Source organism: Xanthomonas sp. F4, from assembly GCF_011761895.1.
Window position 1 is genome coordinate 1,199,870 of record NZ_JAASQX010000001.1, and the last position, 23,079, is coordinate 1,222,948.

A 23,079-nucleotide genomic window follows, 5' to 3' on the forward strand; every position below is an offset into this window, starting at 1 on the left:
CGCGGCGGCCGCCGCGGCGTGCCACGGGCGCGTGCCGCCCTGCGGAGTTCCTCGATGAAACGCATGCCTCTGCCCGCCGCCGGCGTGCTGCTGCTGAGCCTGCTGGCGGGCTGCCAACCGTCCGCAGCGCCGACGCCCTCCACGTCGGCCGCGGCGGCACCGGCCAAGGCCGCGGTGCCGCCAGCGCAGGCCTTCGCCGCGCTGCTCGATGCGCAATGGCAGTACCAGCTCGCCCACCATCCCGAGTTCGCCAGCATCATCGGCGACAGCCGCTACAACGATCGCTGGAGCGACTATTCGCTTGCCGCGCTGGAGGCCGAACGCCAGGCCACCGCCGGGTTCCTGGCGCGCTTCGATGCGATCGATGCCAAGGCGCTGTCGGCGCAGGAGCGGTTGAGCCTGCAGATGATGCAGCGCCAGTTGCGCGACCGGCTCGAGGCGATCGCGCTGAAGAACGACGAGATGCCGCTGGAGCCGGTCGGCGGCATCCAGGTGGCGCTGCCGGGCTACGCGCAGGCGTTTCCGTTCGCCAGCGTCAAGGACTACGAGGACTACATCAAGCGCCTGCAGGCGATCCCGGCGCTGCTCGACCAGGTGGTGGCGCTGTCGCGCGCCGGCGCCAAGGATGGGCTGGTGCAGCCGAAGTACCTGCTCGAACGCATTCCCGCGCAGGTGCGCGAGATCGCCGCGCCGGCCGGCGCCGACAGTCCGTTCGCGGCGCCGCTGCAGCAGTTCCCGGCGGCGGTGCCGGAGGCGGAGCGGCCGCGCCTGCGCGCGGCGATGATCGCGGCGATCGACCAGCAGGTGCGCCCGGCCTATCGCAAGCTCGCCGATTTCGTCGCCAACGAATATGCGCCGCAGGGCCGCGCCCACGAAGGCCTTTGGTCGCTGCCCGATGGCGCGCACCGCTACCGCTTTGCGATCCATACCCAGACCACCACCGACCAGTCGCCCGAGCAGATCCACCAGACCGGCCTGGCCGAGGTCGCGCGCATCGAAGGCGAGATGGGCGTCATCGCCAAGCAGCTCGGCTACGCCGACCTGCCGGCGTTGCGCCAGGCGGTGGCGCAGCAGCGTCGCTTCTTCGCCAGCTCGCCCGAGCAGATCCTGCAGCGCTACCGCGACGACATCGCGCAGATGCAGCCGAAGCTGCCGACGTTGTTCGGCACGCTGCCGAAGACGCCGCTGGAGGTGCGCGCGATGCCCGCGTTCCGCGCCACCGCGCCCGGCGCCGAGTACTGGCAGAGCGATGCGCAGGGCAGCAAGCCCGGGCTGGTGATGGTCAACACCAGCGACTACGCGCACCGCACCCTGGTCAACATCGAGGCCACCGCGTATCACGAGGGCGTGCCCGGCCATCATCTGCAGATCTCGCTGGCCCAGAGCCTGCCGTTGCCGCCGTTCCGCCAGCAATCCAGCTACAACGCCTACGTGGAAGGTTGGGCGCTGTACGCCGAGCGGCTGGGCAAGGAAGTGGGCTTCTACCGCGACCCGTACAGCGACTACGGCCGCCTGGCCGGCGAACTGCTGCGCGCCAACCGGTTGGTACTGGACACCGGCGTGCACTACAAGCGCTGGACCCGGCAGCAGATGATCGACTTCTTCCACGCGCATCCGTCCGACGACGAACCCAGCATCCAGTCCGAGACCGACCGCTACATCGTCTGGCCGGGCCAGGCGCTGGGCTACAAGCTCGGCGAACTGGACATCCTGGCGCTGCGCGAGAAGGCCAGGCGCGCGCTGGGCGAGCGCTTCGACATCCGCGCCTTCCACGATGCCGTGCTCGGCGGCGGCGCGATGCCGCTGGACCTGCTGGACGCGCGCATCGACGCCTGGATCGCCCAGGTCCAGGCCGGCGCCCCCGCCACTCCGGAGACCCCACGATGATGTCCCGTTCCCGATTGCGCACGGCGCTGGCCCTGGCCATCGTCTGCACCCTGGCCTGGCAGGGCGCTGCCGGCGCCGCGCCGGCACAGGCCTCCACGCCGGCCGCCGCGGCAACCGCCGGCGATGCCGGCACGCGCTTCAAGGCGCTGTACCAGCGCGAGTGGAAATGGCGCCAGGAGCAGTTCGCCGGTGCCGACGACGAAGATGCGCAAGGGCAGGCCGCCGATCACCTGCCCAAGGTCGATCCGGCCACCCAGGCGCAGCGCACCGCGTACTGGCAGCAGGTCCTGCATGACCTGGACGCGATCGACCCGGCGCAATTGTCGGCGCAGGACCAGGTGAACTATCAGGTCTATCGCCAGCAACTGCAGGTGCTGCTCGACCAGCAGCGGTTCCGCGCCTGGGAAATGCCGTTCAACAGCGATACCGCGTTCTGGACCGACCTGGGCTTCACCGCGCGCGCCACCTTGCGTAATCGCGAGGACTACCAGCGCTACCTGGGGCAGCTTGCCGACATCCCGCGCTACTTCGACGAGCAGATCGCCAACATGCGCGCCGGTCTGGCACGTGGTTTCGCGCAGCCGGCGGTGACCCTGCAGGGCCGCGACCAGTCGATCGCCGAGGTCGCGCAGGCGACCGGCGAGAGCAATCTGTTCTATACCCCGTTCAAGAAGATGCCGACGACGATCCCGGCGCCGCTGCAGGCGCAGTTGCGCGCGCAGGCGCGCACGGCGATCGCCCAGCAGGTGGCGCCGGCCTACGCCAAACTGCTGCGTTTCATGCGCGAGGAATACCTGCCCAAGGCGCGCCCGGCGCTCGCCGCCGAATCGCTGCCCGACGGCGCCGCGTACTACCGTGCGCAGATCCGCGAGTACACCACGCTCGATCTCAGCCCCGAGCAGATCCACGCGGTGGGCCTGAAGGAAGTGGCGCGGCTGCGCAAGGAGATGGACCAGGCGATCGTCGACAGCGGCTTCAAGACCCCGCCGGGGCAGCAGACGTTCCCGGCGTTCCTGCACTACCTGCGCACCGATCCGAAGTTCTACGCCAAGACCCCGGAGGAACTGCTCAAGGACGCGGCGTGGATCGCCAAGCGCGTGGACGGCAAGATCGGCGACTACATCGGCCGGCTGCCGCGGCAGCGCTTTGCGATCGAGCCGGTGCCGGCGGACCTGGCGCCGTTCTACACCGGCGGCCGTGGCGGCCCGGGTATCTACCTGGTCAACACCTACGACCTGCCGTCGCGGCCGCTGTATAACCTCACCGCGCTGACCCTGCACGAATCCTCGCCTGGCCATGCGCTGCAGATGCCGCTGGCGGCCGAGCAGCAAGGTCTGCCGGACTTCCGCCGCTATGGCTACATCTCCGCCTATGGCGAGGGCTGGGCGGTGTACTCGGAATACCTGGGGCAGGAGATGGGGATGTACGACACCCCGTACGACCGCTTCGGCTACCTGACCTACCAGATGTGGCGCGCGTGCCGGCTGGTGATCGACACCGGCATCCACCACAAGGGCTGGACGCGCGAGCAGGCGCAGGCGTTCCTGCGCGACAACACCGCGCTCAGCGAGCACGAGGTGACCACCGAGGTCGACCGCTACATCGCCTGGCCCGGACAGGCGCTGTCGTACTACCTGGGCGAGCTGAAGATCCTGGAGCTGCGGCGCAAGGCGGAACAGGCGCTGGGCGAGAAGTTCGACCTGCGCGCGTTCCACGATGCGGTGCTGGAAACCGGCTCGGTGCCGCTGCCGGTGCTGGAGCAGCGCATCGATCGCTTCATCGCCGAGGGTGGGAAGTCGCCTTGGGCGCGGGAGGCGGCGAAGCAATAGCCCCTCTCCCTCCGGGAGAGGGGTTGGGGTGAGGGTCGGGCGCGAAGCGCATGCGGTGTTTCAACTGCACGAGGCTTCGCCCGCACCCTCATCCGCCCCTTCGGGGCACCTTCTCCCGAAGGGAGAAGGGAAGAGCCGGCTTCGGCTGGCTTGCTTGAGCCCCTCTCCCCCGGGAGAGAGGTTGGGGTGAGGGTAGGAAGCATCGCAGATCGTTGATTCGCCAGTGACACCAATCCAGCGGGAGACGCCATGGCCGCACAAGGCAAGTTCCACAAGCGCTTGAGCCTGACCGATCTGACCTTCATCGGTCTGGGCTCGATCTTCGGCTCCGGTTGGCTGTTCTCCGCCAGTCACGTCTCGGCGATCGCGGGGCCGGCCGGCATCGTCTCGTGGATCGCCGGGGGCGTGGCGGTCCTGCTGCTGGGCCTGGTGTACTGCGAACTCGGCGCGGCGCTGCCGCGCGCCGGCGGTGTGGTGCGCTACCCGGAGTACTCGCATGGCGTGCTGCTCGGCTGGCTGATGGGCTTCATCACCCTGATCGCCTTCTCCAGCCTGATCGCGATCGAAGTGGAAGCAGCGCGGCAATACGCGGCGGCGTGGTTCCCCTGGCTCAACCAGGCCGGCAGCACCCATCCCAGCGTCGCTGGCTGGATGCTGCAACTGGCGCTGCTGGTCGCGTTCTTCCTGCTCAACTACTACAGCGTCAAGACCTTCGCCACCGCCAACAACATCGTCAGCGTGTTCAAGTTCCTGGTGCCGGTGCTGGTGATCGTGCTGCTGATGGCGCACTTCGATGCGCGCAACCTGCACGTGCAGGGCTTCGCGCCGTTCGGCGCGGCCGGAGTGGAGGCGGCGATCTCCGCCGGCGGCATCATCTTCGCCTACCTCGGGCTGACCCCGATCGTGTCGGTGGCCAGCGAGGTGCGCGATCCGCAGCGCAATATTCCGATCGCGCTGATCCTGTCGGTGGCGTTGTCCACGGTGATCTATGTGCTGCTGCAGCTCGCCTTCCTCGGCGGTGTGCCGGCGCAGCACCTGGCCAACGGCTGGGGCGGCATCGACAAGGCGTTCTCGCTGCCATACCACGACATCGCCCTGGCGCTGGGCATGGGTTGGCTGGCGGCATTGGTGATCTGCGACGCGATGATCTCGCCCAGCGGCACCGGCAACATCTACATGAACGCCACGCCGCGGGTGGTGTACGGCTGGGCGCGCAGCGGCGGCTTCCTGCCGGTGCTGACCCGTGTCGATGCCGCCTCCGGCATCCCGCGCCCGGCGCTGTGGCTGAGCCTGGGCCTGTCGGTGTTCTGGACTCTGCCGTTCCCGTCGTGGGAGACCCTGATCCAGGTGGTGTCGGCGGCGCTGGTGCTCAGCTATGCGGTGGCGCCGGTGACCGTGGCCGCGTTGCGGCGCAGTGCGCCGGAGTTGCCGCGGCCGTTCCGGCTGCGCGGCATGGCGCTGCTCGGCCCACTGTCGTTCATCGTCGCGGGCCTGATCGTGTACTGGTCGACCTGGAGCACGCTGTCGTGGTTGCTCGGTCTGCAGATCGCGATGTGCGTGCTGTACGTGCTGTATCGGTTACCCAACGCCGCCGGCCGTGCGCGGCTGTGGCGGCAGGTGCGCGGCGTGCTGTGGCTGATCGTGTTCTTCGCCCTGGTCCTGGTGGTGTCGCGCCTGGGCACCTTCGGCGGCAGCGGCTGGATCACGCATCCCTGGGACACGCTGTGCGTGGCGGCGATCGCGTTGGGTTGCTATCACTGGGGCGCCCGCAGCGGCCTGCGCCATGAGGAGTTGGCGCTGGAAGAGGATGACGGGGAATAGCCCGTTGTGGATGTACGTAGGAGCGGCTCTTGTCCCCTTTTGTGGGATTAGCCGCGATAGGCTTTGCTGGTAACGCCGGGTCGCGGCTGAAGCCGCTCCTACAAAAAAAGAAGCGTGCCATCGAAACTCTCGGAAACCGCATGAACAAGTTCGTCGCCTCTCTCATCGTCGCCCTGGCGTGCTGCGCCGGCGCCGCACAGGCCGCGCCCAGCGTCGCCGACTACCAGCGTTCGCTGGGCCTGCGCGAGGCCTGGATCGGCCTGACCGAGAACGTGACCTGGCCGGCGCAGTGGCGCGACGACGGCGCGTTCTACTACCGCAAGACCGTGCCGGGCGGCTTCGCCTTCCTGGTCGAGGACGTGGCCAGCCAGCGCAAGCAGCCGGCGTTCGACCAGCAGCGAGTGGCGCGCGCGCTGAGCGCGGCGACCGGCACCACCTATTCGGCGCTACGCCTGCCGTTCGCACGCTTCGCCTATGCCGCCGAGGGCGGCCAGCCGCAGGCGGCGATCGCCTTCGAGCTCGACGAAGCGCCGTGGCGATGCACCCTCACCACCTACGTCTGCGCCCGCGCCGATAGCGGCCCGCAGCCGCGACCGCGGGGCTTTGGCGTGGTGCGCGACCTCAGCGTGCCGGCCGACGCCACTCCGCGGCGCTCGCCGGACGGACGTTGGGAGGCCTATGTCGACGGCAATGCGGTGATGCTGCGCGCGGTGGCCGACGGGCACACGCTGCGCCTGGCCGACGATGGCCGCAGCGACGATTTCTACGATCCGGAAACCATCGCCTGGGCGCCGGATTCGCAGCGGCTGGCGCTGTACCGGGTGCGGCCCGGCTTCGCCCGCCGCGTCACCCGGGTGGAGGCGGCACCGCCTAGCGGCGGCCAGCCGGTAGTGCGCACCCAACTGTATCCCAAGCCCGGCGACGCGGTGGACATCGAGCGGCCGGTGCTGTTCGACCTCGGCGCGCTGGCAAACGGCGGCGCGCCCAAGCGGCTGGCCATCGACGATGCCTTGTTCGCCAACCCCTACCAGCTCTCGCCGATCCAGTGGCGCCGCGACAGCGCCAGTTTCGTGTTCGATTACGTGCAACGCGGTTTCCAGCGCATGCGCGCGATCGCGGTGGACGCGGCCACGGGCAAGGCGCACGTGGCGGTGGGCGAGGACGCGAAGACCTTCGTCTACGCCGACCGCAGCTACCACCACGATGTCGATGGCCTGGGCAAGGAGATCCTTTGGATCTCCGAGCGCGACGGCTGGCGCCACCTGTACCTGTTCGACGGCAGCAACGGCCGCATCAAGGCGCAGATCACCAAGGGCGAGTGGATCGTGCGCGACGTGCTGCGCGTGGACGATGCGCAGCGGCGCATCTGGTTCACCGCCAGCGGCATGGATGCGGGCAAGGATCCCTATTATCGGCAATTGTTCGCGGTGGATTTCGACGGCAGCCACCTGACCCGGCTGACCGAGGCCGATGCCGACCACGACGTGGCCATCGCCGCCGACGGCCGCCATTACGTGGACGTGTACTCGCGTCCGGACATGGCGCCGGTGATGGAGCTGCATGCCATCGACGGCAAGCTGCTGCAGGTGGTGGAGCGCGGTGACATCCGCAAGCTGCAGGCCGCCGGCTGGCGCGCGCCGCAGACCTTCGTGGCCAAGGGCCGCGACGGCAAGACCGAGATCTGGGGCATGGTGGTGCGGCCGCGCGACTACGATCCGCGCAAGAAATACCCGGTGATCGAGAACATCTACGCCGGCCCGCACGATTCGTTCGTGCCCAAGACCTTCTGGCCGTTCGGCTACCACTCCGGCGGCGACAAGCAGATCGGTATGCAGGCGCAGGCCGACCTGGGCTTCATCGTGGTGATGATCGACGGCATGGGCACCGCCAACCGCTCCAAGGCCTTCCACGACGTGGCCTGGAAGAATCTCGGCGATTCCGGCTTCCCCGATCGCATCGCCTGGCACAAGGCGCTGGCCGCGCAGGATCCGTCCTACGACATCGGCCGTGTCGGCATCTACGGCGCGTCGGCCGGCGGGCAAAGCACCTTGGGTGCGCTGGAGCGGCACCCGGACTTCTACAAAGTGGGCGTGGCCTATGCCGGGTGCTACGACAACCGCATGGACAAGATCAGCTGGAACGAGCAATGGATGGGCTGGCCGGTGGACGCCAGCTATGCGCGCGCCTCCGGCGTGGACAACGCGGCCAAGTTGCGCGGCGACCTGCTGTTGATCGTCGGCGAGCAGGACAGCAACGTCGACCCGGCCTCGACCGCGCAGGTGGTGGACGCCTTGATCAAGGCCGGCAAGGATTTCGACCTGTTGGTCGTGCCTGGCGGCGAGCACACCGTCGGCCGCTCCACCGGTCCCATCGATTACGTCCAGCGGCGGCAGTACGACTTCTTCGTGCGGCATCTGCTTGGAGAGCCGACGCCGGCGTGGAATCGGCTGTAGGGGGCGGGATTGGGGAGTTGGGATTGGGGATTGGCAAAGGCGTGGGATCCCTGCTCCTTCAGGGCTCGGCTTTTCCCTTCTCCCTCCGGGAGAAGGTGCCCCGCAGGGGCGGATGAGGGTGCGGGTGCTGCACCGAGTCCGGAAGCGGCGCGGTGCTCCCGGACCCTCACCCCAACCCCTCTCCCGGTGGGAGAGGGGCTTTGGTCTCCCGCGATGATTCCTTCTCCCTGTGGGAGAAGGTGCCCCGCAGGGGCGGATGAGGGTGCGGGTGGTGCAATGAGCCCGGAAGCGGCGCGGTGCTCCCGTACCCTCACCCCAACCCCCGCTCCGCGCCCCGGCCCGCGCTTGCGGCGCGGGCGCTCCAGGGCTTGCGCGCCAGTGGCGCGCAAGCCGTGCCCCGTCGCCCCGAGGGGAGAGGGGCTTTGGCTATCGGCGCCGATGCATCCGCTCTTGCGAATCCCGAATCCCCACTCCCAAATCCCCAAACTAAAGACCTCGCCAAACCAGCCGATATCCCGGCACGTCTCCCTGCACCCTGGCCCGCCATGACTGCCATCGCTCCCAGTTCCTCGATCGCGCTGTCCGGCATGCGTGCCGCGACGTCCGGGTTGCAGGTGCGCGCCAACAACATCGCCAATCTCTCCACCGATGGCTTCCAGCGTTCCGTGCCGGTGAACCAGGCCACCGCCGGTGGCGGCGTTGTAGGCCAGGTGCAGCAGGCCGACGGGCAGGGCAGCGATCTGGTCGACGACATGGTCGGCACCCTGACCGAGCGCACCGCGTTCCAGGCAAATGCGCGGGTCTTGCGCGCGGCCGACGACACTATCGGCAGCCTGCTCGACGTGCTCGCCTAAGCCGCACCGGTCCATCGCATTCCCGCAGCGCAGCACCGCCGCGACCACGCGGCTATGCGATTTTCCGCACCGATCCTCGGCACAGCGCACAAGACGCTGCGGCGTGCGCAGCGCACGATGCAACGATCGCATTGCATCGGGGACGGTAGATGGATCGGAGAGATTTCCTGCGTCAGGGCCTGGCGGTCGGTGCGGTCGCCGGCGTGGAAGCACTGGCCGGGCGTGCCGCCGCGGCACCGGCGGCGGTCAGCACCACGCGTGCGCCAGCGCCGCCGCAACTGCAGCCATTGGCGGCCGATGCGCTCGCCGGGCATACCTTGCAGTGCCGTTTCGTCGAGGCCGGCGCGACCTGGGAGGTGTACGAAGACCTGCGCCAGCCCGATGGCGATCTGACCCTGCGCGGGCCGGGCGGGGCGCTGGTGCTGGGCAAGCGCACCGAAGCGGTGTTCCCGGCCGCGCAGGCGCCGTACTTCGGCATGGCCCTGGCCGAGGTGGCGATGGCCGATGCCGACCTGCTCGCCGATCGCCTGCTGCGCGACGGCGACCCGCGGGCCGATGAGGTGCGCAACGTCGCGCCGCCGCCGGCCTCGCAACTGGATCCCAAGGACTACAACGGGCGCCTGCCGTGGACCACCTTCGTCGGCACCCGCGAATGCGCCGACACCATGCCGGTGTACCCGGACGGGCGCACCCGCTGTTATCGCGCCATCCAGTCGTTCCCCGAGCTGGGCAAGGACGAACTGGTGCGGCGCCGCAGCGAAGGCCTGCTCGGCGGCTGGATGCCGGCGGTGCGCAAGGTGGTGCCGGCCGGCGAGGGCCGCTACTACGACATCCTGCTGTTCGCCGACGTGCTGGCCGAGGACCGCTTCGTGGTGCAGACCTGGCACCGCAGCGCGCTGGTCGAGCACGGCAAGGTCAGCAAGGTGGTTTACGGCTACAGCTATCCCGACTACCCGCCGCGGCGCGGCCCGCGCAGCGCCGAGGACTTCTACCGCGGCCTGCTCGCCTTCGCCGGTTACTGGCAGGCGCAACTCGCCGACACCGTGCAGGCGCAGACCCCGGACCCGAGCTGGCGCGACATGGCGCGCTTCGCCTTCGCCCGCGAGCTGGTGGTGCGCCCGGGCGGCACCTATCCCAAGTACGGCGCGGTGGATCGCGACTACTACGGCAACGAGTACGACGGCTTCCAGGACACCTTCACCAGTTCGCTGTACGCCAACCTCGAGTGGGGCCGCTTCGCCCAGGCGGCGGCGGTGCTGGACGGCTATTTCAGCGATTTCGTGCAGGCCGACGGCATGGTCAACATGCGCGGCGCGGAGACCGGCCAGTTCGGACTGACCCTGTCGCTGCTGGCGCGCTATCTGCGCTACACCGGCGATGCTGCGCTGCTGCGCAAGCACCGCGACAAGATCGCCGCCACCGCGCAGGTGCTGGCCGAACTGCACGACGCCAGCCTGCGCCTGCCGGCGTCGGCGCCAGGGCACGGCCTGATCCACGGCTGGAACGAATCCGATGCCTGCCTGTTCCCCGATCCGCAGGTGTGGTGGAAGCCGTACTACGCCAACAGCGCGCTGGCGGTGCGCGGCTGGCAGGACCTGGCCGCGGTGTGGAGCGGCATCGCCGGGCCCGGCGCGCAGGCCGCCGCGGCGCAGTGGCAGCGCCGCGCGCAGCAACTGTCCGCGCAACTGCTGCGCACCCTGCGCGGCAACGTCCGCCGCGACCTGCAGCCGCCCTACATCGGCCCGCTGCCCGGGGCGAAGCTCACCTTCCGCCAATCCTTGCAGCAGGAACATCCCAGCGAGCAGGGCTGGCCGCATCGCGCCTACGCCGAACTGCTGCAGGCCGACGTGCTGCCCGACGACCTGGCGAACCTGGTCATCGACTGCGTGCGCGGCCACGGCGGCACCAGCCTCGGCGTGGTCGGCAACATCACCGCGCCGACGCCGGAGGCGCGCGACCTGCTCGGTTTCATCTCCTACGGCTACGCACAGCAGTTGCTGCGCCTGGACCGGATCGAGGAATACCTGCTGTTCCTGTACGCGCACCGCTACCACGTACATACCCGCGGCAGCTGGACCGCGGGCGAGGTCACCGGCATCACCGGCGGCATGCCGCTGTTCTGCATCCCCGCGCAGATGACCATCCCGCTGCTGTTGCGCTGGATGCTGGTGTTCGAGGACAGCGCCGGCGAAGAACTGTTCCTGGCGCGGGCGGTACCGCGCGACTGGCTGGGCAGCGGCGAGACGATCGCGATCGACGCCGCGCCGACCCGCTGGGGTGCGGTGTCGCTGCGCCTGCGCGCCGAACCGGCGCAGCGCCGCATCGAGGGCAGCGTGCGCTTGCCGGCGCAGCGGCCGGCGCGCACCTGGCTGACCCTGCGGGTGCCGGCCGGCACCCGCCTGCAGGAGGTGCGGCTGGACGGGCAGCCGGCGGCGCTGTCCGGGCCGCGCAACGAGCGCGTGCTGGTCCCGGCCGGCAGCGCGGCGACGGTGGCGATTTCGGCCGTCTACGGCTGAGTGGCGAAAAAGTCGGAAACGTCCCGGTCGCGGGCGGGGCAGTGCGGTATTCCGCACGTTTTCCCGATAAATACGACAAGACGCCGCACGCAGCCTACGCGCACATTGTGGCCGTGCAGTGAATGTCCAGGGGGAGATTCCTGCACGCCACCGGGGACGCAGCGCATGAGTCGTGCGCGTCGCCGTGCAGGCGGCGTCGGGATCGTCCCGTCCGGCGGCGCATGCGTGGACACGTCCGTTTTCGTATCCGCCACACGCGCTGGTGACGGAGCGGCCGCCTGGGGAAGGGCGGCGCTCCGGCGATCACCAGGCTGCCGCTCAGGAGATTCCGATGCCGTCTTTGCTCGAACGCGTTGCGCCGCTGCTCCCGTGTTCCTGGCGCGCCGCGCCGCAGCCCGGTCCATTGGCCGCGGCGATCTGTACCGCGCTGGCCCTGCTCGCGCCGGCGGCGCAGGCGCAGGATGCGCCGACCCAGAACACCCAGGCGACCACGCTGGAACGGATCAGCGTCACCGGCAGCCACCTGCGCCGCGTCGATGCAGAGACCGCCAGCCCGGTCATCACCATCGACCGCCAGCGCATCGAGGACAGCGGCCAGGACACGCTCGGCCAGTTGCTGCAGCAGCTGCCGGCGATGGCGGGCAATATGCCCAACGTCGCGCTCAACTCCGGCTTCAGCCACGGCCGTGCGCTGGTGTCGCTGCGCAACCTCGGGCCCGAGCGCACCCTGGTGCTGGTCAACGGCCACCGCATGGCCGGGCCGGCCAGCAGCGTCGCCGCCGCGCCCGGCGTGGACGTCAACGCGATTCCGGCGGCGATGGTCGAGCGCATCGAGGTGCTCACCGACGGCGCCTCCTCGGTGTACGGTTCCGACGCCATCGCCGGCGTCATCAACATCATCCTCAAGGACAAGTACGACGGCTTCGCCGCCACCGCCGACTACGGCCTGAGCACCCACGGCGACGGCAACCGGCGCTCGCTCGGCCTGGAGTGGGGCAAGACCTGGGAGCGCGGCGGGCTGATCCTCGGCGTGAGCCGCAGTTCGATGAACGCGCTGTACGACAGCGATCGCGACTACGCGCGCACCGCGCAGAACTACCTCAACGGCCAGGTGGTGGAGCGCCGCGGCAATGGCACGCGCGCCTTCCTCAGCAATGGCAGCGTGCTGACGCCCAATGCCGACCTGGCGCCGGGCCAGGTGAATGCGGGTGATTTCCACACCTACAATCAGGCGGTGGAAGGCTACGACGCCTACACCGGCCAGTACCTGGTCACCCCCGTACAGCGCACCAACGCCTCCGCGCACGCCAGTTTCGATTTCACCCCGAACGTGCAGGGCTACCTGGACATGTTCTGGACCCGCAGCGAGACCACCTCGCAGCTCACCGCCTACGGCCTGGAGCTGCCCAACGCCGCGCAGAACTACTACAACCCCTTCGGTAGCCAGCTCACCCGCTACCTATTGCGTTCGGTGCCGGCCAACACCCGCGTCTACACCTCGACGATGTACCAGACCAACATTGTCGCCGGGCTACGCGGCAAGTTCGGCGACAGCAGCTGGCAGTGGGATGCGGCGGCCGGCTACGCGCACTACAAGGACACCCTGGTGCGCAACGGCTTCTCCATCACCTCGGCACTGAACAACGCGGTGGGCGCCTCGTTCCGCGACAGCGACGGCACCATCAAATGCGGCACGCCCGGCAACGTGATCGCCGGCTGTACCCCGATCAACGTGTTCAATCCGGACGATCCGGCCACCATCGCCGGCATCAAGGCCACCCAGAGCGCGGTCGACCTGATCGACGAGAGCACGATGAAATTCGCCGAGGCCAGCGTCAACGGCGACCTGTTCGCGATGCCGGCCGGCGCGGTGCAGGCCGCGTTCGGCCTGTCGTTCCGCAGGAACGGCTTCTCGCAGGGCACCAGCAACCCGGTGGCGGCCGCCGATGCGGACGGCAACTGCGACTACAACGACGGCTGCATCATGAACCAGGGCCACGACGAGACCATCAAGGAGGCGTATGCCGAAGTCCTGGTGCCGCTGCTCAAGGGTGTGACCGGTGCGCAGGCGCTGAACCTCAACCTGGGCACGCGCTACTCGCGCTACGACTACTGGGGCAGCACCACCAACAGCAAGGTCGCGCTGGAATGGCGGCCGATCGACAACCTGCTGATCCGCGCCACCGGCTCGCAGGTGTTCCGCGCACCGGCGCTCGGCGACCTGTACGGCTCGCCGTACAACGGCGTGGTCGACGACGTCGGCACCTACACCGATCCGTGCAACGGCTACACCGGCGGCGGCAATCCCGCGGCCTGCGCCAACGTGCCGACCAACGGCAGCTTCGTCAACACCTCTTCCTTCACCGTGCTCACCACCGGCTCGGCCAACGCCGGCTTCGCGATCAAGCCCGAGCAGGGGCGCTCCTACAACATCGGCGCGGTGTACGACCCGGGCTGGGCCGAGGGCCTGTCGCTGAACCTGGACAGCTGGCGCGTCTCCCTGGACGACATGATCAACGGCACCGGCCTGGACCAGGTGCTGCAGAACTGCTACGACGGCCAGAGCGCCTACTGCCCGCTGATCAAGCGCGGCCCCACCGGGCAACTGGTCAGCGTCACCGTGCCGTTCGCGATCAACAGCGGCAAGGTCGACATCCGCGGCGACGACATCGGCATCAAGTACGCGCTGCGCGATACCGCCTGGGGCAACTTCCAGGCCGGCGTGGACGCCACGTTCCTGTCCAGCTACACGTTCAGCGGCGACAGCCACAACTACGTCGGCGAGACCTCCAGCTACGGCAACATGCCGCGCTGGCGCGCCAACCTCAACTTGGGCTGGGACAACGGCCCATGGCATGCCAGCTGGAACACGCGCCTGATCGGCCCGACCACGGTCGGCAGCGCCTACGAGGACTATTGCGTCAACACCGCCGCCGACGGCAGCTGCGTCTACTTCAAGGTCGGCACGGTGACCTACCACGACGTCTCGCTGAGCCGGAAGTTCGAGAGCCTGCACACCACGCTGTCGGCCGGCGCCAACAACGTCGGCAACCGCAAGCCGCCGCAGTACTACGGCTACGCCAGTGCGGCCAATACCGATGCGTATACCTACGACACGCTCGGGCGTTACTTCTGGGCGCGGATCAGGACCGAGTTTTGATTCGTACGCCTGCACCCGGCGGCGCCGCGTCGCGCGTGCGGCGTGGCGCCATCGCCCTGCTTGGCAGCCTGCTGTTCGTTGCCGCTGCGGTGTCGGCAGCGGCCGACGCTGGCGACCCGCTCGACAGCGACGGCGAAGGCCTGCAGCCGAGCAACGCGGCGATCGGCATGCCGCGCTTCAAAGGCGCTGCGCACCCGTTGCCGGACAGTGGCGTGGCGTTCGCGCCGGGACAGGGACAGGGCCAGCTGCAGCGGGTGTTCGCCGCCGATCTGGCGGCGGGCGCCGGCAGCGCGCCCGGTCGCGATTTCTGGATCGATCGCCTGCTGGTGCGGCAGGGCACCGGCGGCGGTTTCGGCGACAGCAACAATTGGCTGTTCACCCGCGGTCGCGCCGCCTACCTGTACACGCACCGGCCGGAGGAGCCCGGCTTCGTCGGCGACGTGGCCTATGTGCACAAGACCGGACACGACGCGCTGTTCCGTCTGCAACTGGAGCGCGACGGCGTGCCGATCGCCCTGGTCGAGGACAGTGCGCAGCGGCGGCAGACGCCGAGCTATTTCAGCAGCGTGTATGCCGGCGCTGGCGTGCGCCTGCAACTGGTCAAGTTCATCAGCGAGCAGAACGTGGCGGTGGCCGAGGCCACCGTGTCCAGTACCGACGGCGTGGCGCACACGCTGACCCTGCGCGCGGTCTCGCCGATGGCCACGCATGCGCAAGGCGCCGAACTGACCGGCGCCTTCGTCACCCACAACGCCATCACCACGCTGTTTCCGCGCCTGTCCGGCGATGGTTTCGCCGTCGATGGCGCGAGCATCGTGCGGCCGCTGGTGGTGCCGGCACGCGCGCCTGCGCCGACCCTGAAGGTGCAACTGGGGCTGGTCGCACGCGAACTGCCGGCCTCGCTGCAGGAGTACCGGCGCATCGCCGCGCAGTCGCCGCAGCAGGCCTATCGCGAGCACGTCGTCGCCTACAACCGCTGGTGGGCCGACAACCTGCCGTACCTGGACACACCCGAGGACAATCTCGACAAGACCCTGTTCTACCGCTGGTGGCTGCTGCGCTTCAATTTCGTGGATGCCTCGGTACCCGGCAACGACTACCAGTTCCCGGTGGCGATCGAGGGCGTGCTCGGCTACGACAACGCCATCGTGCTCACCACCGGCATGTTCATCGACGACCTCAAGTACCTGCGCGATCCGCTCTACGCGTACGGCTCCTGGCTCGGTGCCGGCGAGACCGCCGGCGGCGGCAAGTACGTGGACAACCCCGGCGCGCCGGAGAACTGGTCCAATTCCTACGCGCAGTACCTCAGTGCAGCGGCCTGGCGCGCCTACCAGGTGCATGGCGGGCCGCCGGCGATCGCCGGGCAACTGGCGCGCTACGCCAGCGACGACGTGGAGGCGCTGCTGCGCGCCTACGACCGCAACGGCAATGGCCTGATCGAGTACGACTGGGCGGCGATGACCGGCAACGACGCCGACGCGGTCTCCTTCGACTGGGCCAAGCACCATGGCGCGCCGCGCATGGACCGCAGCGAGAGCGCGTACGTGTACGCCAATGCGCTCGCCGCCGCGCAGGCCGCACAGCTGGCCGGCGACGCCGCCACCGCGGTGCGCATGCAGGCGTTGGCGGCGAAGATCCGTCGCGCCGTGCTCGAGGTGCTGTGGCAGGACCACAGCGCGCAGGCCGACGGCATGGGCCTGCACGGCGACCTGCTCAAGCAGCGCCAGGCCGACGGACCGCGGCTGCCGGTGGACTGGAAGGAAACCAACAACTACTACCCCTTCAGCGTCGGCCTGATGCCCAGGCACGGCGATGCCGACGACGATCCCAAGTACGTGCGCGCGCTGCGCCTGTTCGCCGACGCCCGGCAGTTCCCGCTGTTTCCGTTCTACACCGCCAACCAGGCCGACCAGCAGGCGCGCGGCGAGGGCGGCAGCAACAATTTCTCGGTGATCAATTCCACCGTGGCGTTCCGTCTGCTCGGCAGCGTGTTGCGCGATTACCCCAGCCCGTACCTGGACGCGTCCAGCTACCGCAAGCTGCTGTACTGGAACGCGTGGGCGCACTACATCGACGGCGACAACCGCTACCCGGATCAGAACGAATTCTGGGCGCAGGGCAGCGCCGCCGATGGCGGCCGCATCGGCTATCGCTCGTGGATCCACCATACCCAGCTCGGCGCCACCAACTTCACCGTGATCGAGGATGCGATGGGCCTGCGGCCGCGCAGCGATGCCCTGATCGAGCTGTATCCGATCGACATCGGCTGGGACCATTTCGCCGCCGACCGCCTGCGCTATCGCAACCGCGACCTGAGCATCGTCTGGGACCGCGACGGCCACCGCTACGGCGGCGCCGCGCCGAAGGGCTATTCGCTGTACCTGGATGGGCGCCTGGCCTTCACCATCGATCGCCTGGCGCACGTGCTGTACGACCCGGCCAGCGGCCGTGTACAGGCCTTGCCGGACGCGGTCAATGCCGATGCAGCATCACTGCGCGTGCTGGCCGCGCACCGGCTGGCGCTGCAGGCGCCGCAACAGGTGCGCTTTACCGACGAGGCGCGGATCGGGGCGGTCCTCGCCGACGCCGGGCTCGACATCGCGCTGCCGCCCGGCGCGCGCAACCTGGCGCAGGGTGCGGCGGTCAGCGCCAGCTACACGACCGATGGGTTTCCGGCCACGGCGGCGGTCGATGGCAGCACCGCCAACGAGCCATTCTGGGGCACGGCCGGTTCGCACGCCGCCAGCGACTGGCTGGAACTGGATCTGCATCGGCCACAGATCCTCGACGACGTGCGCGTGTACTTCTATCGCAGCTCGTCGCCACCGGGCGAACAGCACGGCTTTGCATCGGGCACGCGCGCCGGCTACGCGCCGCCGTGGCTGTACGTGCTGCAGTATCGCGATGGCAACGTCTGGAAGACCGTGCCGGGCCAGGTGCGCGATGCGCCGATCGCGCAGGGCAACCGCAACCGCATCCGCTTCCCGCCGCTGCGCGCGCAGCACTGGCGGGTGCAGGTGACGCATGCCGGCGCGTTGCGCACCGGGATCAAGGAGATCCAGGCCTATGCCAGCGGTGCCGCGGTGCCGGCCGCGCACGGCAACCAGGCGCCGCAGGTCGAGGCCTGGCAGGAAGACGGCAGTGCCGCGGGCGGCGTGGTGCGCCTGGTCGGTCGGGTCGGCGACGACGCGCTGCCGAACGGCACGCTGGCGCTGCACTGGCGTACGCTGCAGGCGCCGCCGGGCGGCGCGGCGCTGTTCGAGCAGCCGCAGGCGGCCACGACCGAGGTGCGCTTCACTGCGCCCGGTGCCTACACCTTGCAACTGCAGGCCGACGATGGCGCCTTGCAGGGGCACGCCGAGATCGCGGTGGTCGCTGCGCCGACGCCGGCCGGGCAGACGCTGCAGGTGCAAGGCGAGGCCACACCGAGCGCGCAGTTCACGGCCGGCCACCACCGTCTGCAGGCGCTCAACGATGGGCTGCTGCCGGCGCCGGACCAGGTGCCGGCCGCCGACCGCCGCTGGGGCAGCTGGGGCCGCGCGCAGCCTGCCTCGGTCTGGGTGCAGTACCAATGGCCGCAAGCGCAGCGGCTGAGCGCGGCGGCGCTGTATTTCTGGGACGACCAACCGCAGGGCGGGGTGGCGTTGCCGCGCGCGTGGACCTTGCAGTACCTCGATGGTACGCAGTGGCACGACATCGCCGTGCGCGGCGGCTATCCGGTGCATGGCGACGGCGCACCGAGCCGGGTGACATTCGCGCCGGTGGTGACCACGGCCTTGCGTGCGGTGCTGCAGACCGCGGCGCAGGGCGAAGGCCACTACGCGGTCGGCCTGGACGAATGGCAGGTATTCGCCGAGCGCGCGGTGGCGACCGAACCGGTGGACGTGCGCATCGCGCCCGGGCAGGTGCCGGCGTTGCCGGATCGCATTGCCGGCACCTTCGCCGACGGCAGCTGGGCCTGGCTGGGGGTGCGCTGGTCGGCACCGGATGCGGCCGCACTGGCCGGGGAAGGCCGCGTGCAGGTGCAGGGCCTGGCCGATGGCGGCGTGCCGGTGAGCGCCAGCGTCTGGGTCCGCGCGACCGCGCCGGGCCAGCTCACCACGGTGCAGGCGCCGCCGCCGCTGCACGTGCACGTCGGGCAGGCGCCGGCGCTGCCGGAGCGGGTTTCCGTGCAGTACAACGACGGCTCGCGCGAGCGCGTGCCGGTGCGCTGGCCGCCGCTGGCGCCGGCTTCCTATGCGACGCCCGGTCGCACGAGCGTGGTCGGGCAGGCGCAGGGCCGCGATGGCACCGGAACGCTGCCGGTGCGGTTGGAACTGGTGATCGAGGCGGAGGCAGCGCCATGAGCGGGCAGCCCGTACGCATTGCAGTCGCTTGGCTGCTTGCGGCATGCGCCGCGTGCATCGGCCTTGCCGCGGCCGCCGCGCCGGCGGTGCCGTGGTCGCGGCAGGTGCATGCGCCTGGCAATCCGATCCTGGCCGATGGCCGCGACTATTCGGCCGATCCCGCGCCGCTGGTCGCCGACGGCAAGCTCTACATCATCGCCGGCCGCGACGATGCTGCGCCGGAGCAAAACGACTTCGTGATCGACCGCTGGCAACTGCTGGTCACCGACGACGTCGGCCGCGGCAACTGGACCCATTACCCGACGCTGCTGCGCCCGCAGCAGGTGTTCGCCTGGGCGGCGCCCGGCCACGCCTATGCCGCGCAGATCGTGCTAGGGCCGGATAAACGCTACTACCTGTATGCGCCGGTGCAGGAGGCGCACTCGCGCAATGCCGATCCGTTCGCGATCGGCGTGGCGGTGGCCGACAGCCCGCTGGGGCCGTGGCGCGACGCGCATCCGCAGGGGCCGATCCTGTCGCAATCGCTGCCGGTGCCCAATGCGATCCAGAACATCGACCCGACCGTGCTGGTCGACGACGACGGCCGCGTGTATCTGTACTGGGGCACCTTCGGCAAGCTGTTCGGCATCGAGCTGGAGCGCGACATGGTCACGCCGAAGGGTCAGGCGGTGGCGGTGACCACGCTGGACGGCTATTTCGAGGCGCCCTGGCTGTTCAAGCGCGGCGATACCTACTACATGGCCTACGCCGGCAACCGCGCCGGGCCCGATTCGGACTGCACGCCGACGCTGTACCACGCCTGCATCGCCTACGGCAGCGCGCCGTCGCCGCTGGGCCCGTGGACCTACCGCGGGGTACTCCTGCCGCCGGTGTCCTCGACCACCTCGCACCCGGGCATCGTCGAATTCAAGGGTCGGTGGTATCTGGTCTACCACACCGCCGATGCGAAGGGCGGCGGGCATTTCCGCCGCAGCGTGGCGATCGACCGATTGCAGTGGGACGACACCCGGCAGCCGGCGCGGATCCTGCCGGTGGTGGCCACGCGGCGGCCGCAGCCGCCGTTGCCGCCGCAGCGCAACGTCGCCCGCTATGCGCAGGCCAGCGCGTCCAACGGCCCGGACATCCCGCACCAGTACTGGATCGCCGCGCTCAACGACGGTCGGGTCAAGCGCAATCCCTTGCCGCCGCAGCTATGGGGTAGCTGGACCGCGCACAACCCGCCGCAGCAGTGGCTGCAATACAGCTGGGCGCAACCGGTGACGCTGCAGCGCAGCCGCATCCTGTTCTGGGCCGATCATCCGCCGGGCGCGGACACCGGCGTGGCGCCGCCGGCGCGCTGGCGGCTGGAATATCGCCGCGATGGGCGCTGGTGGCCGCTGGCGCAGAGCACGCACACGCCTGTTGCCGGCCATTGGCAGACACTGCGCTTCGCGCCGGTGACCACGCGCTGCGTGCGCGCGGTGCTGGATGCTTCCGGCGGTGGCGAGCGCTACGCCGCGTTAGCTGTGCAGGAGTGGGAAATGCTGGCGCCGCAGCCGCAGCGTCTGCCGCAGGCCGGCACCGCCGATGCGCAGCATTGCGATGCACATTGAGGCGAGGCGCGCATGCTGACCGAGCCAACCTCGCAGAGCTTCGCACGCGTTGCAGTTGCAACACCTGCCGCTGACCTCGGCCGGTTGCCGGCCGCATCATGTTCCTGTCGTGACGATCGTTTGATTTTCGGACTCTGTGCGGAATTATCCCGCTTCCATGAAGAGAACCGTCGGGTGCATTGCGTTTTACTGGACTAGTCTGGCGACGCGTCGCCGATGCGCGCGTGGCTGACGCGCCGGATGTTGTCGGGGTTCCGCCGGAAGCGTTCTTGTACCGGCATGCCGTCGGGGTGGCGGCATGCATCCACCACCAGGGCTGTTGCGGCGGATCGCGCGTCGATCGTCCTATCCATCCAATGTCGTCGGACAAGAGGAGTGTAGAGCCGTGAAAATTGCTGCTTCTCGATTCATGCGTATGGTCTCCACGGTGTGCCTGTCGGCCATTCTGGTGCTGGCTGCGCAGCATGCGCATGCGGCGGCTGCGGCCGTCTGCACCGCCGGCCAATGGATCGCCAATCCCGACGACACCGACATGCCGGCGGTCCGCTACGAAACCCAACACTTCGCTTTCCGCTGGAAGGACGGACAAACCGTTTCGCAGGACGACGTGACCTCGGCAGCCAAGGAACTTGAGCTGATCTGGGATGACTACATGGGGCGCGTCGGGTTTCCCGAGCCTTACTGCAATACGGGAAAGAAGTACAAGGTCAGCGTCTACCTGGACCACGACTTCGCCCTGAACGGCGGTACCTCCGCCAGCGGCGGCATGGGCATGTGGATCAATCCGGATCAGTTGGGGTATCACTGGGGCCTGGCGCATGAACTCACCCATGGGTTGCAGGGCAGTACCGGCGGCTTGCGTGACTCGCCTTACGTGGGCTGGATCTGGGAATCCCATGCCAACTGGATGGCGCATCAGTATTTCCACGACGATGTGCAATGCTCGGAAATGCTGGTGAACTACCCGCATCTCTACCTTGGCTCGACGCGCGACCGCTACTGCAACTGGCAGTTCATGGAGTACCTCAAGGATCGCTTCGGCTACGCGATCGTCAACGATCTGTGGAGCAAGGCGCCCAAGGCCGGCGATGCTGGCCAGGCCGATGCCGACCCGTTCACGATCCTCCGCGACAACATGGGCTGGAGCCAGTCGCAGCTCAACGACGTGTTCGGCGACTGGGCCATGCACAACGTGCAGTGGGACTACATCGACCCCGATGGTCGCGACCATGGCGCCGTGATGCGCCAGCAATACGGCAGCAATACCGCGTTCGATCCGGAAAACCCATCCGACGAGACCAATCGCGATCGTGCATTGCGCCTGACCCAACTGGATCCGGTGCAGGGCCAGGCCGGCGGCTACCAGGTACCGTTCGACTGGGCGCCGCAGCGGTGGGGGTACAACCTGGTCCGGCTGGTTCCCGCCCAGGGTGCGGATGCGGTCGTGGTGAGGTTCCATGGCAACGTGCAGCAGACGTCGGCGGTCGACACGTTGCCGGGCCTGGCGAACGATCCGGAGACGCTCGGCGCACCGGACTCGGATTGGCGTTGGGGTCTGGTCGCGATCGATGCGAACGGCAAGCCGCGCTACAGCGCGTTGCAGCGTGGCGCCGATGCCGCGCTGTCGTTCCAGGTGCGCAGCGATGACAGCGACCTGTATCTGGTGGTCATGGGCACGCCGAGCAAGATGCAGAAGATCAAGTGGGATCAGTCCTACTATTCGGTCTACCGCTATCCGTGGCGCGTCACCCTGGAGAACGCCTATCCGTCAGGCCACCAGCCCGGTGCGCCGACGCCGACGCGCGTCGGCAGCCGCCACCCCAACGGCGGTGGCTGGGTCGCGCAGAATGCGTATGTCGCGTCGACGGCCTATGTCGGCCCGCAGGCGCGGGTGCTTGGCGGCAAGGTGCTGGGCGATGCGCGGATCGAGGATCACGCGACGATCTTGGGCGGGCAGGTGCAGGACGGTGCCGTGGTTGGCGGCTTGAGCCTGCTGCAGGACGGGGTGACGGTGAAGGATCGCGCCCAGCTGCAGTCGGTGTTCAAGCCGGCAGGGGCATTCGGTGGGTTCACGCTGTCCGGCGCCGCACAGATGCGTGGCGACGTCGAGCAGCGCGGCGCGTCGGCGAGCAAGGGCGTGTTCTACGGTTACGTGGATGCGGACACGGTGACCAATCCCGACTATGGCGCCGACCTGACCGACGCGGTGCCAGAGGTCACGGCGCGGCCACGCTGATCGACCGGCAATGACTGGCCGGCGGCGTCGCGGCGGATGCCTGTGCATTCGCCGCGACACCGTCGCAGTTTCCTGATGCCTGCATGACGCGACGTGTCGCGTAGGTGGCTCATGAGACGCAGGGCACTGGTGTGTCGGCCGCGTTCGCCTGCGGCGTGCGCAGTGCTTGGTCGCCTGCGGCCGGCCGATGCGGCGATTCGGCAGAAATCCGCATCTGCACGCATCAGTGGGGACAAGACGCGCTGTCACCCGGATGACACAGTGGCCATGGATCCGCTGGTCGTTGCCCTGCGGAGTCGGCGTCCCGACATCTCACACAGGAGCAGTCCATGCCTCGATGCGTTTCTTTCCCGCATGCCGCGTCGCACGCGGGAAGCCGGCC

Annotated in this window: 10 protein-coding genes; all 10 read left to right on the forward strand. The window is 69.1% G+C overall.

Annotated features, from left to right (window positions below; all coding sequences use genetic code 11):
- Positions 1 to 54: 54 nt before the first annotated feature.
- The 10 genes from FHR66_RS05375 to FHR66_RS05420 all read left to right on the forward strand — a co-directional run bounded on the left by FHR66_RS05375 (position 55) and on the right by FHR66_RS05420 (position 22,697).
- Complete coding sequence (locus tag FHR66_RS05375; RefSeq protein ID WP_160970906.1) at positions 55 to 1,887, forward strand: DUF885 domain-containing protein; 1,833 nt, start codon at positions 55 to 57, stop codon at positions 1,885 to 1,887.
- Positions 1,884 to 3,716: a DUF885 domain-containing protein gene (locus FHR66_RS05380; RefSeq protein WP_160970904.1), complete on the forward strand. Its 1,833-nt coding sequence runs from the start codon at positions 1,884 to 1,886 to the stop codon at positions 3,714 to 3,716. Before FHR66_RS05375 ends, FHR66_RS05380 begins: the two co-directional genes overlap by 4 nt.
- A 249-nt stretch (positions 3,717 to 3,965) precedes the next feature.
- Positions 3,966 to 5,537, forward strand: coding sequence for an APC family permease (locus FHR66_RS05385; protein ID WP_160970902.1), 1,572 nt, complete (start codon positions 3,966 to 3,968; stop codon positions 5,535 to 5,537).
- A gap of 140 nt (positions 5,538 to 5,677) precedes the next feature.
- Entirely contained in the window at positions 5,678 to 7,990 is a 2,313-nt protein-coding gene (locus FHR66_RS05390) for a S9 family peptidase (protein WP_160970900.1), read from the forward strand.
- 545 nt (positions 7,991 to 8,535) lie between these two features.
- Complete coding sequence (locus tag FHR66_RS05395) at positions 8,536 to 8,844, forward strand: flagellar basal body protein (RefSeq protein ID WP_160970223.1); 309 nt, start codon at positions 8,536 to 8,538, stop codon at positions 8,842 to 8,844.
- A 149-nt stretch (positions 8,845 to 8,993) separates the two neighbouring features.
- Positions 8,994 to 11,360: a glucosidase family protein gene (locus FHR66_RS05400; RefSeq protein ID WP_160970225.1), complete on the forward strand. Its 2,367-nt coding sequence runs from the start codon at positions 8,994 to 8,996 to the stop codon at positions 11,358 to 11,360.
- Positions 11,361 to 11,691: 331 nt separating this feature from the next.
- The gene (locus FHR66_RS05405) at positions 11,692 to 14,520 is read left to right on the forward strand and encodes a TonB-dependent receptor domain-containing protein (protein WP_160970227.1); all 2,829 of its coding nucleotides are present in this window, start codon (positions 11,692 to 11,694) and stop codon (positions 14,518 to 14,520) included.
- Entirely contained in the window at positions 14,520 to 18,869 is a 4,350-nt protein-coding gene (locus FHR66_RS05410) for an Ig-like domain-containing protein (RefSeq protein WP_456361743.1), read from the forward strand. Before FHR66_RS05405 ends, FHR66_RS05410 begins: the two co-directional genes overlap by 1 nt.
- Positions 18,866 to 20,461, forward strand: coding sequence for a family 43 glycosylhydrolase (locus tag FHR66_RS05415; RefSeq protein ID WP_160970229.1), 1,596 nt, complete (start codon positions 18,866 to 18,868; stop codon positions 20,459 to 20,461). The genes FHR66_RS05410 and FHR66_RS05415 overlap by 4 nt, the downstream gene beginning before the upstream one ends.
- A 409-nt stretch (positions 20,462 to 20,870) precedes the next feature.
- Entirely contained in the window at positions 20,871 to 22,697 is a 1,827-nt protein-coding gene (locus FHR66_RS05420) for an Svx/AvrXca family virulence/avirulence protein (RefSeq protein ID WP_160970258.1), read from the forward strand.
- Positions 22,698 to 23,079 lie beyond the last annotated feature (382 nt).

What these genes read in the sequence shown, in the direction of transcription:
- FHR66_RS05375 (WP_160970906.1), top strand. Translation starts at nt 55, where the DNA reads ATGAAACGCATGCCTCTGCCCGCCGCCGGCGTGCTGCTGCTGAGCCTG.
- FHR66_RS05380 (WP_160970904.1), top strand. Translation starts at nt 1,884, where the DNA reads ATGATGTCCCGTTCCCGATTGCGCACGGCGCTGGCCCTGGCCATCGTC.
- FHR66_RS05385 (WP_160970902.1), top strand. Translation starts at nt 3,966, where the DNA reads ATGGCCGCACAAGGCAAGTTCCACAAGCGCTTGAGCCTGACCGATCTG.
- FHR66_RS05390 (WP_160970900.1), top strand. Translation starts at nt 5,678, where the DNA reads ATGAACAAGTTCGTCGCCTCTCTCATCGTCGCCCTGGCGTGCTGCGCC.
- FHR66_RS05395 (WP_160970223.1), top strand. Translation starts at nt 8,536, where the DNA reads ATGACTGCCATCGCTCCCAGTTCCTCGATCGCGCTGTCCGGCATGCGT.
- FHR66_RS05400 (WP_160970225.1), top strand. Translation starts at nt 8,994, where the DNA reads ATGGATCGGAGAGATTTCCTGCGTCAGGGCCTGGCGGTCGGTGCGGTC.
- FHR66_RS05405 (WP_160970227.1), top strand. Translation starts at nt 11,692, where the DNA reads ATGCCGTCTTTGCTCGAACGCGTTGCGCCGCTGCTCCCGTGTTCCTGG.
- FHR66_RS05415 (WP_160970229.1), top strand. Translation starts at nt 18,866, where the DNA reads ATGAGCGGGCAGCCCGTACGCATTGCAGTCGCTTGGCTGCTTGCGGCA.
- FHR66_RS05420 (WP_160970258.1), top strand. Translation starts at nt 20,871, where the DNA reads ATGCGTATGGTCTCCACGGTGTGCCTGTCGGCCATTCTGGTGCTGGCT.